Here is a 17,934-nt window from a genome sequence, read left to right as displayed (position 1 = left end):
TGATTGTTATTTCTTTTTCTTTATCCGAAGGTACTTGCCAAGCAATCGGAGTGCAACCCCAAAGGCAAGTGTTGCTACAGCAGCAAAAATAAGTGTATTGGGATTCCAAATTGTTTCCCCTTTGCTTTGGACTGCAACGTAAATAAAAATGATTGCCATTATGAGATAAATAATCGCTTTAACGATAAGAGAATTAATCATTCGTTAACCTCCAATGAGAATCATTTGCAATTGCTCAACCTGACGCTGCATTTGTTCAAGCTGGCGCTGCATTTCTTCCGGATCCATAGAATATTGCCCAACGACAACTAATGTATTCATTGCAGCGTGAACAATAATCGGAACGAGAATTCGTTTTGTTTTGACGTAAAGAAATGCAAATACAAATCCCATCGATGCGTAAATTAGTATGTGTTCCAACCCTTCATGTATAAATCCAAAGATGAGGGCGGATATCAAGCCAGCGAAGAAGAAATTCATACGCTTATAGAGACTGCCGAAGATAATTTTTCGGAAAATAATTTCCTCCAGTATCGGTGCGATTATAGCTGGGATAATAATAAATAACGGTGCTGCACGGGCTATATTCATAATACCTTGTGTGTTTTCTGATCCTGGTGAAATTCCTAAGACATAAATTTCAATCGCTGTAGCAATCCCTTGAGCGAAGAAAGCCATAAATACACCGAGTATTGACCATAGTACCATCGAACTCATTGGTGCAGCATCCCGTGCATGTCTCATCTGCATGTCAGGCTTCAAGATCCACAATATAATGAGAAGACCAAAAATAAAGCTGAAAATGGACCAATAAACGACAGCTTGTACAGGGATATAGTGATGTTTTGCAAGCAGACTAACGGGAAACGCAGAAAGCTGCATAAGTATATAAGTTAAAATGACATACCAATATCTTCGTGCCAAGTAAAACGACTCCTTTTGCTTGATGTAGTTTTTAGTATATGTATGACAAGGTTCATTTATTGATTATCATAGTTGGTATTTTAACATATTCTCTTGTCTGTTAATATTATAAGCCCTACTTAGAAAAAAATTGTTAGAAGCAAAAAAATAATAGACACATTGCTTGCATTTTTTTATAGGATTAATTATTATGAATATAGAAATTAGCACTCACTGAATGAGAGTGCTAATACATCTAAATACGATATAGAATTGAGGAGGCATTCTACATGATTAAACCACTAGGAGATCGTGTTGTTATCGAACTTGTTGAACAAGAAGAAACAACTGCAAGCGGTATCGTACTACCGGACTCTGCAAAGGAAAAACCACAGGAAGGTCGCGTAGTAGCAGTAGGATCTGGCCGTGTAACTGAAAATGGAGAAAAAGTGGCACTTGAAGTTGCTGAAGGAGACCGCATTATTTTCTCTAAATTTGCTGGTACTGAAGTGAAGTACGAAGGTACAGAATACTTAATTCTTCGTGAAAATGACATTTTAGCTGTAGTAAGCTAACCTTAACACAACACATACATGAACGACGACAAATAAACTTTTGAATGATTATTTTAAGGGAGGAATTTTAAGTGGCTAAAGATATTAAGTTCAATGAAGACGCACGTGGAGCAATGCTGCGCGGTGTAGATACATTAGCAAACGCTGTAAAAGTAACGTTAGGACCAAAAGGACGTAACGTTGTTTTAGATAAAAAATTCGGCTCACCTCTAATTACTAATGATGGGGTAACCATTGCTAAAGAAATCGAATTGGAAGATGCTTTTGAAAACATGGGTGCACAGCTTGTATCTGAAGTTGCATCTAAAACAAATGATGTAGCTGGTGATGGTACGACTACTGCAACTGTTCTTGCACAAGCAATGATTCACGAAGGATTGAAAAACGTTACAGCTGGTGCAAACCCTGTAGGTATTCGCCGTGGTATTGAGAAAGCTGTAGCAAGTGCTGTTGAAGAGTTAAAAGCAATTTCACAACCAGTTGAGAGCAAAGAATCTATCGCACAAATCGCAGCTATCTCTGCATCTGATGATGAAGTTGGTAACTTAATTGCTGAGGCGATGGAACGTGTTGGTAATGACGGTGTTATTACAATTGAAGAATCAAAAGGCTTCAACACAGAGCTAGAGGTTGTTGAAGGTATGCAATTTGACCGTGGATACTCTTCACCATACATGGTTACTGACCAAGATAAAATGGAAGCAGTATTAGAAGATCCATATATTCTTATTACAGATAAGAAAATCGGTAACATCCAAGAAGTATTACCAGTACTTGAGCAAGTAGTTCAACAAGGTAAACCACTATTATTAATCGCTGAAGATGTTGAAGGCGAAGCACTTGCAACATTAGTAGTAAACAAACTTCGTGGAACATTCAACGCTGTAGCTGTTAAAGCTCCAGGATTCGGTGACCGTCGTAAAGCAATGCTTGAAGATATTGCTATCCTGACTGGTGGAGAAGTGATTACAGAAGACCTTGGATTAGACTTGAAGAGCGCTACAATTGAACAACTTGGACGTGCTTCAAAAGTTGTTGTAACAAAAGAAAACACAACAGTTGTTGAGGGTGCTGGTAACCCAGAAGCAATCTCTGGTCGTGTTGCTCAAATCCGTGCACAAGCAGAAGAAACAACTTCTGAATTTGATAAAGAAAAATTACAAGAGCGCCTAGCTAAATTATCTGGTGGTGTAGCAGTAGTTAAAGTTGGTGCTGCAACAGAAACGGAATTAAAAGAGCGCAAACTACGTATTGAAGATGCATTGAACTCAACGCGTGCTGCAGTTGAAGAAGGCTTCGTATCCGGTGGTGGTACTGCCCTAATCAATGTATACAACAAAGTAAGTGAACTAAACCTGGAAGGCGATGAAGCAACTGGTGTGAAAATCGTGCTTCGCGCAATTGAAGAGCCAGTTCGTCAAATTGCTCAAAACGCTGGTTTAGAAGGTTCTATCATCGTAGAACGTTTGAAAAACGAAAAAGTTGGCGTAGGATACAACGCAGCAACGAACGAGTGGGTAAACATGGTTGAAGCTGGAATCGTTGACCCAACAAAAGTAACACGTTCTGCACTACAAAACGCAGCATCTGTAGCGGCTATGCTATTAACAACTGAAGCTGTTGTAGCTGATAAGCCTGAAGAAGGCGGTGCACCTGCAATGCCTGACATGGGCGGCATGGGTGGAATGGGCGGCATGATGTAATAAGCCACCCCTAATTGTTGATTTATCAACGTTTGGGATGCTGTTGCGAACCCCGTCAAACTAAAAGGTAACATAAAGGTAACATTTATTATAAATTTAAGTTTAAAAGGGCGTTTTCGTATAAAGTTCTCACTTTTGCGGAAGCGTCCTTTTTCATTTTTCCCATTTTTATGTGAAGATAGTTCTTCTTTTTAATCCATTCAATATTGATGTTTCGCTACCCATATTATATTTTTGGTCAATGATTTATATCCTAGGTTGCCGTATAAATACTTTGTAACAAGCTTTATTTTAAATCCCTCACTATATTTAGCCAGAAAAATCCCCCGAAAATTAGATTTTTACCCTCTAATTTTTTTTGGGGAGGCACCATGTGAACATTCTTAGTGACGATAGGATTTTTGCAAAGATGAAGTCGTTGTTATAGTAAGCATTCCTCTAATTGGTCAATGACTTGATCTTGAACCTTTGAGGTCGTCGAAAATTTTGGATTTAAAAGATTAATATTACATGAGATATATCTAGTTAAATATCCAAAATTTTACTATCTTTCTACTTGATATCAAGACTTTAAATATTCAGGACTTTACTCCCGGAGCTCCCTGTTGGTATTTCAAGGCCTTTCACAATACCTTTAGTTCATTGAACTTTTGGGAAGCCTCTTCTCCTAGTTACCTATAAATATGTTTTCCTCAACTTACGAAAAACAGCTACTTAAAGGTTTTAACAGTTATTTTTACACAACATATACACAATTAATGTCAAACATCATATTCTACGAAAAAGGATGTTTGACATGAATAAATTTAATAAATATTGCCATGCACTTTTCCTCTCCAGCTCATTCTTATTACCACTCAGCTTTTTAACTACTGTAAGTGCAGCAGGGTATTATGATTCCTATGAAGATTTAAAGGAACATGAAGTACTGAATGAAGATTACGAAATTAACTATAAACAACGTGACAGTGATATTACCGTCATCGCTATCCACGGCGGAGGAATTGAACCAGGGACCTCGGAGGTAGCAAAAGGTCTGGCAAATCAGATGAATATTTCTTATTACCTTTTTACAGGTATAAAGTCAACGAACAACGAGATTTTACATCTAACCTCTAAGCGTTTTGACGAACCGACTGGACGAAGGATAGCGCAAAATTCTGTAAGCGCTTTATCTATTCATGGGTATCAAGGAGAGGAACCTATTATATACCTAGGTGGAAGAAACGAAGAATATAAGGAATTGGTACGCGATTATCTTCAGAACCGAGGATTCCAAGTTGAAGATGCTCCTGACCATATATCAGGAGTGAGTGAAGAAAATATTGTCAATGATAATCAGCTTCGAGCGGGTGTACAGTTAGAACTTACAGCAGAATTACGTAAATCTTTCTTTAAAAACCGCGATTGGTCACGAGAAAATCGACAAAATACAACGGATATATACGATGAGTTGATTGATGGCCTAAAGGAAGCAAGTGATATTTACAAAGAACAGCTTTAAATCTGATCAGTAGCATAAACCCGGTTTAAGCTGGCTGCGGATAAGAAGGGAATATTTGCAATTAATAATGTGAACACCTATGAATTACTTAGTTATTTAGGGGTATTCATTATCTAATAATATTTTAAAAAGGGCGTCATAAACCCTGCCTTTCTGTCAAAAAATGTTAGATGCTTTTCAACGTATCCTCTAAAAGGTTAAACGATCGAAGAAAGAAAGCAAAATGTAGTAGTAAATATAAAGAAAAACTGCTATAATAGCAATCTTAGTAACCACTCGAGGGGTTACTAATTCAAGTCTAGCAGCAAAAAACAGACATTAAAGCCTAACTAGGTTGCAAGTTAAACCAAAACGGACTTGCTCAAAAACGCAGTTTGTGTCTAGTGAGGTCTTTTAAAAAAATGTGCGAAAATTTACATTGGTTGAGTCAAAGCATATGTGCATTTTTGTACTAGTGCAATTCTCACTGTGAATCCGTTTTCGCCTTTGCAATCACGGAACCATGATTTAGACTGTTTTTTCGGTGCAAAACTTGATTAATAAATAGATCTATTAATAAATTTATCAAAAAGGAGAATACATCATGAGCAACTATAACACAGTACTAGCAAGAAATACGGAAAATGCTCCAAACGGTAACGGTCTATATTCACAAACTGTAGCTTTCTCTCATTACAATAATCTTTCAGCTCAATTACCTATCGAACCCCAAACTGGTAAATTGGTAGCTGGTGGTATTAAAGAACAGGCTGAACAGTGCTTTAAAAATATCAAGGCAATTGTTGAAAGCATCGATCATGTTATGAGCGATGTTGTTAGAATCACTGTATTCGTTAAGGATATCAAAGATGTTGACGCTGTAGACGAAGTTTATAAAACATTCTTCCCAACCTATGTTCCTTCGCGGACAACAGTTGCAGTTGCAGCTTTGCCTATGGATGCCCTGGTTCAAATTGAAGCACTTGTTTCACATGGTGAAGGTACAATTCCAAACGCACCACAAGCAGGTGACCTCATCAAACTTACAAATAACACGGCAAATGCACCAACAAGTAGTCTATCTACACAAACTGTGTCTTTCTCACATTACAATAATCTTTCGGCTCAATTACCTATTGATCCAAAAACTGGAAGATTGGTAGCTGGCGGTGTAAAAGAGCAGACTGGACAGGCATTAAAAAATATCAAGTCAATTTTAGAAAGTATCGACGTTCCTTTTGACGACATTGTTAAAATTAATATCTTCCTTAAAGACCTCTCGGATACCGAGGCCGTAAATGAAGTATATACAACATTTTTCCCTGACTCGGCTATCGCAAGAACCGTAGGCTATGTCCCTGCGCGGACAATAGTTGAAGCTTCAGCTTTACCTATGGATGCTTTGGTGCAAATTGAAGCAGTAGTGTCACACGGAGATGGTACACCTCCACAGGCTGTTGAAGACAGGCATGGAATCGTTATATGGGCAAACAACACTGAAAATGCACCAAAGAGTTCTCTATCTACACAAACTGTAGCGTTTTCTCATTACAATCACCTTTCAGCTCAATTACCTATCGATCCAAAAACTGGTGAATTGGTAGCTGGGGATGTAAAAGAGCAGACTGAACAGTGCTTGACAAATATCAAGGCAATTGTAGAAAGTATCGACCACGTTATGGATGATGTAGTTAAAGTAAATATCTACCTTAAAAACATTGAAGATATTGATACTGTGGACGAAGCTTACAAAACATTCTTCCCAGGTGGTGTTCCTGCAAGAAGAACAGTTGGAGTATCAGCTTTACCTAAAGATGCTTTAGTCCAAATCGATGCCATTGTAGCAAACGCTGAAGGAACACCTCCAAAAGCATAACAGGCATTTGTTTGTAAATACAAGTTATTTGTCGATGGTGTATGCGAAACCGCATATCCTATTCATAAAAACGGAAGCTGTCTCAAATGAAAATTGAGGCAGCTTCCGTTTTTTAATAACGTAGATGAAAACATACACTTCTAAGTTATTATACAAAATAAAAGGGTAAAACATATAAGAAGATAGTATGTTAACTCCATCATGTGATCATAGACGTTACAGAAATTTCTTATATTTATTTTTGGGATAATGTTAGATATAGTAGGTATCGTTGGATGGAGAAAATAAATCATAAACCGATTATTTTTTGAAATGGTTTGTGAAGTGATGATTATGATGTTTAAGGGGGGAGAACAAATTTATTAAATGCTCACCAAACTCGTTTTTTGATGATACTAATCATACAGCATTGATGCCAAAAGGTAGTTGATATTAACTCTTCAAGGATGGCATTCCATGGATGGTTTTATTTTGGTACTCTGACATGTGAAAAAACTTTCAATTAAGGATGGAGGAGATACGTATGCAGCGTTCTGTTTTGCTAGTTTTCTTTAATTTATTGTTATTTTTTGTATTGGCCCCTGGATTTGCCGTAGCTGAAGAATGGAATGACCCGGCTGCAGAAATTGCATTGGATATGGTTGGCAGTAATGAACAAGGTTTTTTAACATCTGAATTTGTCCAGTATGTTTATGAGGAGTCAAAGTCCATTACCCTGCCGAAATATGCAAAGGATCAGCAGCAGATAGGTGAGGAAATAGAGCGGAGTGAGCTACAGCCAGGGGATGTTGTTTTTTTTCAGGGAAGCGGTTTGATGTCGGGGATCTATATTGACGAAGACCGTTTCGTCATCGTAACGAGTGACGGAATTTCTGAACGAAATATGGAAACGAGTGAATATTGGTCGAGTGCATACGCCGGAGCTGCCCGATTTACTGAAGAAAATATTGATGATTCGGCTGCTGAATTGGCCTTGGATAAAATAGGGGAAAATCAAGAAGAGTGGACAACTGCAGAATTTGTCCGGTATGTCTATGAAGAAGCTAAAAGCATTTCCCTTCCCCAATCAGCTGCTGATCAATGGATCCAGGGAGAGGATGCCAGTGAGCTTCAGGCAGGTGATGTTGTTTTTTTTCAGGGAACCCATTTGATGTCAGGGATTTATATAAATAACGGCCGTTTCGTTATTGTTACGAGCGAAGGAATTTCCGAGCGGAATATGGAGACAAGTGAATATTGGTCAGGTATTTATCAGGGTGCTAAACGTTACAGTGAAGAAAATACACCTTCTTCTTCAGAGAATGAAATTGTCGAGCTTGCTCGGGAATTAATTGGGTCTCCGTATAACCAATCAGGAAGCAGTCCAGAAGAAGGATTTAACACAGGCTCTCTCGTTTACTATGTATATAAAGAGGTGACAGGCAGTTGGCTCTCGAGACAGGCAGCCCCGCAGCTAGAAGCAGGTAAGAGTATCGGCAGAGATGAATTGCAGCCTGGGGACCTTGTCTTTTTTGAAAATGACGCACAGGAATTGATTTCAGGTATTTATTCTGGAGATGGCCAATTTGTGATTGCTACTTCCTCCGGCGTAGAGGAAAGGCATTTAGATTATCATACTTACTATGCAGAACGCTTTGTAGGGGGAGCTCATTATACAGAGGAGATATTGAAAAAATCAAATCCGGAAATATATAAGAATCATAATAACCCGATTATAAGGGAAGCAATGAATTATATTGGAACGCCTTATTTAATGACGGGCAGTACGTTGGACGCTTTTGATTGTTCATTTTTCGTCCAAACTGTCTTTCGAGAAGCAGAGGATGTCTATTTGCCCCGAATTAGTTATAGGCAATGGGAAGTTGGTGAGACGATACTTCCAGAGGGAACAGATATCAATGCAATTGATCTGGATGAAGAACTTCAGCCAGGAGATGTCCTTTATTTCTCAGGGACATGGCAGGAAGGAATTTCTCATACTGCGATTTATTTAGGGGATGATTATATTGTTCATGCAACAGGAGAAGAGGGACAGACGACGATTTCGTATATGAGCGAATACTGGCGGGTTCACTTTACTGGTGCAAAGCGTTTTGATGATCTTACTATTCAATATGATAATGATGCAGTTTTTGAAGCTCATCAACTGGTGGGAACCGAGTACACGCCTGGGGGAACGACACCTGATGAGGGATTTGATACAGGTGGCTTTGTCCAATACGTATACAATCAAGCTTGGCAGTATGACCTGCCGCGGTATGGAAAACAGCAATGGCAGGAGGGGACAGAAATCCCAATGGAAAAGGCTGAGCCAGGAGATATTTTATTTTTCCAAGGGTCAAGTATCATTCCAGCCATTTATATTGGAAATGATCAAATGATTGTAGCAACAGCTTCCAAAGGTGTTACGGTTATTAACTTAACAACAAGTGATTATTGGCCTTCTCGTTATATGGGCGCAAGAACATATGACACGAAAGTCGAAGAGAGTGAAGCAGCACAGCTGGCTAAGCAATATGTCGGCGACTCGTTTAGCGAGACTTCAACGATGTTTATGAAGCAGATATATGCGGAAGCAGCTGGCATTGATCTTCCATCCAATCTGGAGGAATTGCGCGAATATGGAAATAAACTTCATATTGAAGAGCTTCAGTCGGGAGATCTCATGTTTTTCTCTGATACAGAACATGGAACTGATCCTGTCATGGTCGGTATTTACGTAGGAGAGGGCGCATTTATTACGGTGATTGATGGGGAAATCGTGTCCCGAAAAATCAATAATGAAGTGTATTGGATAAACCGATTGATTGAAGGGCGTACCATTTCAACTGCTGAGACTGCAAATAACCGATGAAAGAACCTTTAAGATGGGCGTTGAACGGATCTATTAAATCTATTTAATGCAGCTATCTATTTAAAGGGTGTACCAAGAAAATATAACAAATATTTATCAATTTCTACCTTAGATTATCGACACTTCCAGAATATCCATCTTAATAAAGTGTACTAAATCCCCACCTGAAAAAGGCGGGGATTACTTATCTGATACAAAGGTTTCAAAAAATGTAGATAAATAAACCAAATTCACCAAATCTTTACACGATTGTTATTTGATTGATATATGACTGATATAGTTTTTGATTATTACGTATTATATGATGAAAGCAATGTAGCTATAGTGCTCATCGCTTAAGAAAACGATAGAAATAAGGCATTCAAATAAGCGTAGATCAATCTATAGCTTCTATATGGGATTTATCAGCTTAAAGGAGGTGACTGTACTTAAGATATTATGAGGGCAGATCCCCGTTTCTTGAAATCTCTATTCTACTAGACTAGAAAGTGTTGATGTGACTTGAGCAACTGTCACTAAAATGATTTTACTGATGAAGATTGGCAGAAAACGTAGTGTTTTGTTGAACTTAACTGGACGCGCCTTCCTTGTATAGGCAGATGACAAAAAGGTAGAAGAACAAAAGAGATGAAGAAATTGAATTAGTAAAATGGTAAGTCCCAGGTAACTCCTGTATCCCGTAGTGTGTACTGTGGTTATCCCAATTTAATGTAAAATGGTGATTTGTGAATCGTGTTAACAAAAAATTAATGATGTATTAATTTGAGGAGGAGTAATCATGAAAAAATCTTACAAGATATTGCCAGTCTCTGCATTATCAGCACTCATTGCGGTATCGGCATTTGTAACGCCTACGTTTGCACAAGAAGCAACATCTCAAGAAATTAACTCTGAAGAAGAAAGCAGTGAAATCGAAATTGATGCACCAAATAAAGCACCAGAGGAATTAGAGATAGTAAAGAAAATTGAAGATCCAACTGATGAGGAAGCGGGAGCAATCACTGTAGCAAATGGTGCAACAGTAAAGGAAATGCTAAGAGCAATTGCAGCGCCTGATGGTTCCGATCAAACATATAAAGTAACAGATGAAGATGGAGAAAAGAAAAAAGGCAAAAGTGAATTGACAACAGGAGATCAGCTCACTGTAACAGCAGAAGATGGAACGACAGCAACTTATGAAATCTATGAAAAAGAAAGCAGTGAAATCGAAATTCATGCACCGAATAAAGCACCAGCTGAATTAAAGGTTATATGGAAAATTGATGAACCAACGGATGAAGAAGCAGGAGCAATCACTGTAGCAAATGGTGCAACAGTAAAGGAAATGCTAAGAGCGATTGCAGCTCCTGATGGTTCCGATCAAACATATAAAGTAACAGATGAAGATGGAGAAAAGAAAAAAGGCAAAAGTGAATTGACAACAGGAGATCAGCTCACTGTAACAGCAGAAGATGGAACGACAGCAACTTATGAGGTTTATGAAAAAGAAAGCAGTGAAATCGAGATTGATGCACCGAATAAAGCACCAGAAGAATTAGAGATAGTAAAGAAAATTGAAGAACCAACGGATGAAGAAGCAGGAGAAATCACTGTAGCAAATGGTGCAACAGTAAAGGAAATGCTAAGAGCAATCGCAGCTCCTGATGGTTCCGATCAAACATATAAAGTAACAGATGAAAATGGAGAAAAGAAAAAAGGCAAAAGTGAATTGACAACAGGAGATCAGCTCACTGTAACAGCAGAAGATGGAACGACAGCAACTTATGAGGTTTATGAAAAAGAAAGCAGTGAAATCGAGATTGATGCACCGAATAAAGCACCAGAAGAATTAGAGATAGTAAAGAAAATTGAAGAACCAACGGATGAAGAAGCAGGAGAAATCACTGTAGCAAATGATGCAACAGTAAAAGAAATGCTAAGAGCAATTGCAGCAACCGATGGTTCCGACCAAACGTATAAAGTAACAGATGAAGATGGTAAAGTGAAAAAAGGCAAAAGAGAATTAGCAACAGGAGATCAGCTAACTGTAACAGCAGAAGATGGAACAACAGCAACTTATGACATTAAAGTTAAGGACCCTGCTGAATAATATGGATATGGTCACTACTTATGAAATCTAGGTTATGAAGTGTAATAGACACCCATGGCGATACTCTAGATTAATATATTATTAGCCATGGGTTTTCTATATCGATCTATTAAAAAGGCTTACGACCTACAATTAGAATCACTATTCATTAATAGTATTTTTATAACGACAGGGAATTACTACTACAAAGCATGTTCAACTATTTCAATATCATTTTGTTCGTTGTGCCTAGTTTATAAAAAATTATTCCGCAACATCTGGTTTTCAAATAGCAAGCTAACCTTTGCCAACCGTGGGGTATGGACACAGGTGTGCAGTGCAACTGATATATTCTACAACATAATTACTTGGGTTGAAAATACTGATCGTATGGTTAATAATGTCTACATTTTCTCATTTGAGGGCTACTATTTATTCAAACTTGATTCCTGTGTAGGGCAGAATGAGCAACATCAAGTAATCTAGTTCTATCTATGTCGAAATATTTGAAAGGCTGGTTCTTATCCCGCCATATACTTTTGGACTACTTCTTCCTCTACCTGTTTAGAATTGGCTTCGTTCACTCTATAGCAGTTAAGGAAACATGTCAAAATTGTACATGGGAGTACTGAATATTGTTATAAATCTAATTAAATAGGCTTAATAAGGAGGAGGCAAATAGTTACAAATTATTTATCCAATGTCACTTAATTACCACAAGTTTATAGAGCCAATAAATATATAATGCTATTTTGAACAGTAGAAAAAATGCGTCGCAAATACTATTTTAGTATCGTAAAATGTCAGTTATAGTAAAGCTGTAAAGTAAAGTTGTCTGCTTATTAGGTTTAATGGGCCCAAGATTTCAGATGAAAAATAGGCATGCAAGAATGTTTGTAAGTCAACACAATCTGCAGCATTGTATTTATCTATATTTGTTGAAAGGATGATGACTAGACGTATAAATCATGTTTGAAAGTATTAATTGATATTACATATATACATTTACAATTCAATTGGATGATAGGACGCTTTTAAGTGACTTAATAGGAAGAGATTCTATTTAAAAGAGTAGAATATGACACAATACCTGAAACGCGAAAGGGGCTTGAAGTAGAAGATGGTTTTACAAATTTTAATTTCCATCTATTTTAATCCAAATTGAATTCTACAAGTAAGTCCGTCCTGCATTCATACGGGCTTATTTTTCAGGTCTATTATGCAATAACGTAAATTAACAGAATTGTCATATCAGCTTAATGTTATATTAATATAGTTTTAGTATAGTAGGTTACGAGGAAATATTTACATTTATTTCCAATAAATTTATGATAAGGAAGAAGTAAGTAGTATTTCAGGATTATTGTGGAAAATTCTTGGATTATGAATCGGCAGCCCAATGCATGAAGGTTTAATGAATTAGAAGGTCAAGCAACAAACTAAGAGGCTGAATCATTATCGTGACATTTTGTCGATTTGCTTTTGGATTTATTTAAAACTCCGAAAAGGGGGATAGTCACGAAATTACTGAATTTAAAATATGTGATATCGAGGTGAAAAAATGTTAGACGAATTTTTGCTCATTCTGTTATTAGCTTCAATAGCTATGTTCTTCGGGGTTAAGGACAAAATGAAAAATGACAAAAATATTTCAAGTATTCCAGTCCGTGTAAATGTTAATGGAATTAGAGGCAAATCAACAGTTACTAGATTAATAACAGGTGTTTTACAAGAAGCGGGGTACCACACAGTTGGAAAAACGACTGGTACCGATGCTAGAATGCTCTACTGGTTTGATTCTCAAGAAGCTCCTATTAAGAGAAGACTGGAAGGACCGAATATTGGGGAACAAAGAAGGGTGTTAACGCAGGCTTCTGAGTTAAAAGCTGATGCTCTTGTGAGTGAGTGTATGGCTGTTAAACCAGATTATCAAGTGGTTTTCCAGGAAGAGTTATTAAAGGCGAATATTGGATTAATTGTTAATGTTTTAGAGGATCATATGGATGTTTTAGGGCCTACATTAGAAGAGGTGGCAGATTCATTTTCAGAAGCAATTCCCTATAATGGTGATTTGATTATTAATGACAGTCCCTATGTTCCTTACTTTAAGCAAATGGCTAAGCAGCGGAATACGAAGGCACACGTATGTGACACGTCTGCAATTTCCGAAGAATTTCTTAAAAAATTCGAGTACATGGTATTTCCGGAAAATGCAGCATTAGCGCTTTCTGTTGCCGATGTTCTGGGTATTGATCATGAAACCGCAAAGCGAGGCATGTTAAAAGCCTGGCCAGATCCGGGTGCCATGCAGATACTTCCAATTGGCGATGCGAATAATCCTAGCTTTTTAGTTAATGGATTTGCTGCTAACGACCCTATGTCCACTATCAATATTTGGGAGCGCGTGAAACAGCTGAGTTATCCTACAGAGCAGCCGGTTGTTATTATGAATACCCGTTCGGATCGAGTGGATCGTACGGAACAATTTATCCAGCAAGTTCTGCCAAATATACAAGCAGAAACACTAGTGGTGATGGGGGATAATACAAGCCTCATCGTGAAGGCGTATAAAAGAGGAGAATTTCCGGTTCGGAACCTTTTAGACCTGGAAAATGCCAGCACCGATGAAATTGTGCGTGTACTCCAGCCATTCTTATCCGGTAAAACCATTTACGGGGTTGGAAATATTCATGGAGGCGCGGATGAACTGGTAACTCGACTTGAGCAAATGAAAATAACAAAAGAAACTGCTTAGAGAGAAGGGAATTGAAAAATGTTTGTATTTGACACAGGAGATATTTATTTGGCTATAACTGCCGGGGTTATTCTCAGCTTATTTTATACAGAATTTACAGGAGTTATTCCAGCTGGATTAGTCGTACCGGGATATATTGCTATGATGTTTACCACACCAGCAAGTATTGTTGTTACGTTTCTGGTTAGTTTTTTAACATATTTAATTGTTATGAAGGTTATTTCAAAATTTACCATCCTATACGGAAGAAGAAAATTTACGGCTATGATAACTACCGGGATTATTATGAAAGCAATTTTTGACTTTGCATTTGCTGAATATTCCATTCCTGAAGCCGTTGGTGGATTAGTGGCTATAGGAATCATCGTTCCTGGATTGATTGCAAATACCATTCAAAAACAAGGGGTTTTACCTACAGTTGCTAGTACATTATTGCTCAGTGGATTAACTTTTGGCACAGTTTTTGTATCCAACTATATTTGAGGAGGAATTTAAATGGAAGCTATATTAGACTATCAAAAAAAGCAAAAGGCAAAAAAAGCACAATCGAAACTGACTTTTAAGCAATGGGTTTTAAAATCGGTCAAAACACAAAAGAAACGGACAAGTATGGATTCCATGATGGGGTTAATCATTACTGCTATTGTCTTTTTAATAACGTTAGTGTGATCTTCTAAACATGCTCAACAACAATCGTTTTTACATTATTATTATAAGTTTGATTGCAGTATTATTCATAATAATACTCGTAAGAGATAGTGGAATTTTTGATGAACCCCAATCAACAGATCAGAATGCTGACTTCACCCTTAATGATACAACAAGCGAGGATGAGGGTTCGTATGGTGTGTCAACGGATAGTTCAATTGCCACTGAAGTAGGTATGAAAATATTAGAACAAGGCGGTAATGCTGTTGACGCTGCCATAGCAGTAAGTTTTGTATTAGGTGTTGCGGAACCGCATGGATCAGGAATTGGCGGCGGAGGAACCATGCTAATTCACCCTGGTAAAGGTGAAACACCAGTCGTCTATGATTATCGTGAAACAGCACCTGATGATACATTACCTTCAAGTGACATAGGTGTGCCAGGTTTTATTAAAGGGATGTACAAGGTTCATGGAGATTTTGGAACAATGAATATGGATGACTTAATTGACCCTTCCATCAATTTTGCTGCAAATGGTGTGACGGTTTCTGAAACTATGCACGATGCATTGAAAAATGAGGCTGATCACCTCCCTGGATTAGATCATTTCTTTCCTGAAGGGGAGCCTATTGAAGAAGGAGAACTATTGGTACAAGCCCAACTGGCAGAGACGTTAGAAGAAATCAAGGCGGGAGGACCAGATGCTTTCTATAAAGGAAACATTGCAAGTGAAATTAGCGATGAGGAAGAGAAAATAGATGAGAAAGATCTGGAATCATATGAGGTTGAAATCAAGGAACCCTTACAAGGCGAGTTCGGCGACTATGAGGTATTAGCCCCGCCACCGCCTTCTGGGGGAATTATGTTAATTCAAGCTTTAGAAATGGCTGAGTCACTGCAAATTGAAGATACGAAAGATAAACCTTTAGCTTTTTCGCTATTGATGGGGATCATCAATAGAATAAGCTATAGTGATCGTTTAGAAAATGTGGGGGATCCTAACTATACAGATGTTCCAATAAATGAAATGATTTCTCAGGATCATATTAATGATCTCGTATCCGAAGTAGATGGGCTTGAAATGTCTGAAGAATATCGCAGGAATTTGGAATCGGATGCTGATAGAGAGGATCATGGAAACACGACACACTTTGTGGTGGTGGACAAGAATGGTATGATGGTCTCCGTAACGAATACGCTAAGCAACTTTTTTGGATCAGGAGAATATGTGAATGGCTTTTTCTTAAATGATCAATTAAAAAACTTTAGTACTCGTGAAAATTCACCAAATCGTCCTGAGGCCGGCAAACGTCCATTTAGTTATACAACACCGACGATATTAACGAAGAACGGAGCCCCTGTAATAGGTATTGGAAGCTCTGGTGGAAGAAGAATTACGTCAATGGTTTCGCAACAATTAGTAAAAACGATTAAGTTTAATGAACCCATTCAAGAATCTGTAAACGATCCGAGAACGTTTCTGGAATTTAACGAGAACGTTTTACAAGCAGAGCAAGATTATCCATTTTTAAAGAATCCTGAAGAGCTTGGTATTGATGTTCAATATACGGATGACACATCTTATTTCGGAAGCATTCAAGGATTGGTCATTGATGAAAACAATAAAATTCATGGGTTCAGTGATCCGAATAGAGATGGTTCTTGGATGGCAAAATAAGGTTGAAAATTGAAAGTTAGTTTAGTTGATATAAAATAGAGGTTTTCCATGAGTTCATTAAACTTTTGGGAGGCCTCTTTTTTCAACTCCTCATTAACAAATGCAAATACAAAATCTGTTTATAGTACGAGGGATTTCATTATTGTATGGCTTTTGAGACAGATTTTGTTTACTTAACTTTCAACTATTCTTCCATCCATTGGTGTTTTAGGTTTACATGCATCCTCTAATTAGAATTAGAAAGGAAGGTTAAAGTTTAACAGGACGGGTAAATACTAGTAACTTGATTCTAACAACTGATTTAACCGAGGAGCTGACCAAATTGAACATCTTATTGACATCAACAGCAAGAAGAATAGACTTTGTAGAATTTTTTCAGGATGCTTTAAAAAATGCTGGTATCGACGGTAAAATAATTACCGCTGATCCTGAATACAATGCCCCTTCACTCCAAGCTGGGGACGAAAACTACGTAATTCCAGAGCAAACTGATACAAACTATATGGATGCAATAATTGAGATTTGCAAAAAACATCATGTGAACTGTCTTGTTCCATTAAATGATTGGGAAGTGCCTAAAATATCTGCACAAAAAGAAGAACTGGATAAGTTAGGCGTATCCGTATTTGCGCCGGATTCAAATATTGTTGAAAAGGTACGAGACAAGGGGAAATACTGGGATCTGCTGGAACCGTTGGACGTTAAAACTCCGCTCTCCTATTTAAATGTTGAATCTGCTAAGAAGGCATTGGAAAAAAAAGAGGTATCTTTTCCGTTAATCGTGAAGCCACGTAATGGATCAGCCTCAATAGGTATTGAAATTATCGATAATGTAGAGGATATGGTATTTGCCTATCAGCATGCCGTTCGAAAAATTAAAGAAAGTCAGTTGGATGGCGCGACATCGAAAGAGCCTGAGGACAATATCATTATTCAGGAAGTGATTGAAGGTGATAAATTTAGCGTAGATATGTTTAACGATTTAAATGGCCGCTTTCTAACTTCGTTCGCTCGAAAGCAATTAGATATGAGAGGCGGAGATATTGACCGGTGCATTACAGTAAATATCCCGGAATTAACAGACATCGCAGAGCAATTAGGTAAAAGATTTGGCCATGCAGGCTATATGAACACGGATATCTATTTCAATGGTACCGCTTATTACGTTATTGATATCAATCCCCGATTTGGCGGCGGTTATGCATTTACCCATTTAGCAGGAGCAGATATTCCAGCTGCAATCATTGCACTGACCGCCGGTAAAGAGGTACAAGAGGACTGGCTGCATCAAAAATCTGATATTGAGCTAGCGCGACATGACACGGTTGTTTCGATAAATAAACAAAAGATGATGCAGGTACTTGAAAAATAACATTGAAAGTAAAACATTT

The 17,934-nt window shown here is 37.8% G+C and carries 13 protein-coding genes; 11 read left to right on the top strand and 2 right to left on the bottom strand.

Annotated features, from left to right (window positions below):
• Positions 1 to 6 precede the first annotated feature (6 nt).
• Positions 7 to 201 (bottom strand): YdiK family protein, encoded by a 195-nt coding sequence (locus NSQ77_RS06635; RefSeq protein WP_339229765.1) that lies wholly within the window; start codon positions 199 to 201, stop codon positions 7 to 9.
• Between the two features lie 3 nt (positions 202 to 204).
• Positions 205 to 924: a type II CAAX endopeptidase family protein gene (locus tag NSQ77_RS06630; RefSeq protein WP_339229764.1), complete on the bottom strand. Its 720-nt coding sequence runs from the start codon at positions 922 to 924 to the stop codon at positions 205 to 207.
• 269 nt (positions 925 to 1,193) lie between these two features.
• Here NSQ77_RS06630 and groES point away from each other — a divergent pair, with 269 nt between their 5' ends.
• The 11 genes from groES to NSQ77_RS06575 all read left to right on the top strand — a co-directional run bounded on the left by groES (position 1,194) and on the right by NSQ77_RS06575 (position 17,915).
• Positions 1,194 to 1,478, top strand: a complete 285-nt coding sequence (groES, locus tag NSQ77_RS06625; RefSeq protein ID WP_095314493.1) for a co-chaperone GroES — start codon at positions 1,194 to 1,196, stop codon at positions 1,476 to 1,478.
• Between the two features lie 71 nt (positions 1,479 to 1,549).
• Entirely contained in the window at positions 1,550 to 3,181 is a 1,632-nt protein-coding gene (groL, locus tag NSQ77_RS06620) for a chaperonin GroEL (RefSeq protein WP_339229762.1), read from the top strand.
• 796 nt (positions 3,182 to 3,977) lie between these two features.
• On the top strand, positions 3,978 to 4,685 hold the full coding sequence (locus NSQ77_RS06615) for a poly-gamma-glutamate hydrolase family protein (protein WP_339229760.1): 708 nt from the start codon (positions 3,978 to 3,980) through the stop codon (positions 4,683 to 4,685).
• 583 nt (positions 4,686 to 5,268) lie between these two features.
• A complete protein-coding gene (locus NSQ77_RS06610) occupies positions 5,269 to 6,540 on the top strand; it encodes a RidA family protein (RefSeq protein ID WP_339229759.1) in 1,272 nt (423 codons plus the stop codon).
• A 523-nt stretch (positions 6,541 to 7,063) separates the two neighbouring features.
• Complete coding sequence (locus NSQ77_RS06605) at positions 7,064 to 9,394, top strand: NlpC/P60 family protein (protein ID WP_339229757.1); 2,331 nt, start codon at positions 7,064 to 7,066, stop codon at positions 9,392 to 9,394.
• A gap of 778 nt (positions 9,395 to 10,172) precedes the next feature.
• Entirely contained in the window at positions 10,173 to 11,483 is a 1,311-nt protein-coding gene (locus NSQ77_RS06600; protein ID WP_339229755.1) for a hypothetical protein, read from the top strand.
• 1,540 nt (positions 11,484 to 13,023) lie between these two features.
• On the top strand, positions 13,024 to 14,217 hold the full coding sequence (gene pgsB, locus NSQ77_RS06595) for a poly-gamma-glutamate synthase PgsB (RefSeq protein ID WP_339229753.1): 1,194 nt from the start codon (positions 13,024 to 13,026) through the stop codon (positions 14,215 to 14,217).
• An 18-nt stretch (positions 14,218 to 14,235) separates the two neighbouring features.
• Positions 14,236 to 14,700: a poly-gamma-glutamate biosynthesis protein PgsC gene (gene pgsC / locus NSQ77_RS06590; RefSeq protein WP_095314358.1), complete on the top strand. Its 465-nt coding sequence runs from the start codon at positions 14,236 to 14,238 to the stop codon at positions 14,698 to 14,700.
• 12 nt (positions 14,701 to 14,712) lie between these two features.
• Positions 14,713 to 14,886 carry a hypothetical protein gene (locus NSQ77_RS06585; protein ID WP_339229750.1) on the top strand — a complete coding sequence of 58 codons (174 nt, stop codon included), beginning with the start codon at positions 14,713 to 14,715 and terminating at the stop codon, positions 14,884 to 14,886.
• A gap of 10 nt (positions 14,887 to 14,896) precedes the next feature.
• Positions 14,897 to 16,543: a gamma-glutamyltransferase gene (ggt, locus tag NSQ77_RS06580; protein ID WP_339229749.1), complete on the top strand. Its 1,647-nt coding sequence runs from the start codon at positions 14,897 to 14,899 to the stop codon at positions 16,541 to 16,543.
• Between the two features lie 322 nt (positions 16,544 to 16,865).
• Positions 16,866 to 17,915 (top strand): ATP-grasp domain-containing protein, encoded by a 1,050-nt coding sequence (locus NSQ77_RS06575; protein WP_339229747.1) that lies wholly within the window; start codon positions 16,866 to 16,868, stop codon positions 17,913 to 17,915.
• Positions 17,916 to 17,934: the final 19 nt, after the last annotated feature.

Origin of the sequence: Oceanobacillus sp. FSL K6-2867, from assembly GCF_037963145.1 — a bacterium.
Classification (GTDB): Bacteria; Bacillota; Bacilli; order Bacillales; family Amphibacillaceae; genus Oceanobacillus.
The sequence above is the reverse complement of the archived record's forward strand: the minus strand, read 5'-3'. Positions and strand labels throughout refer to the sequence as shown.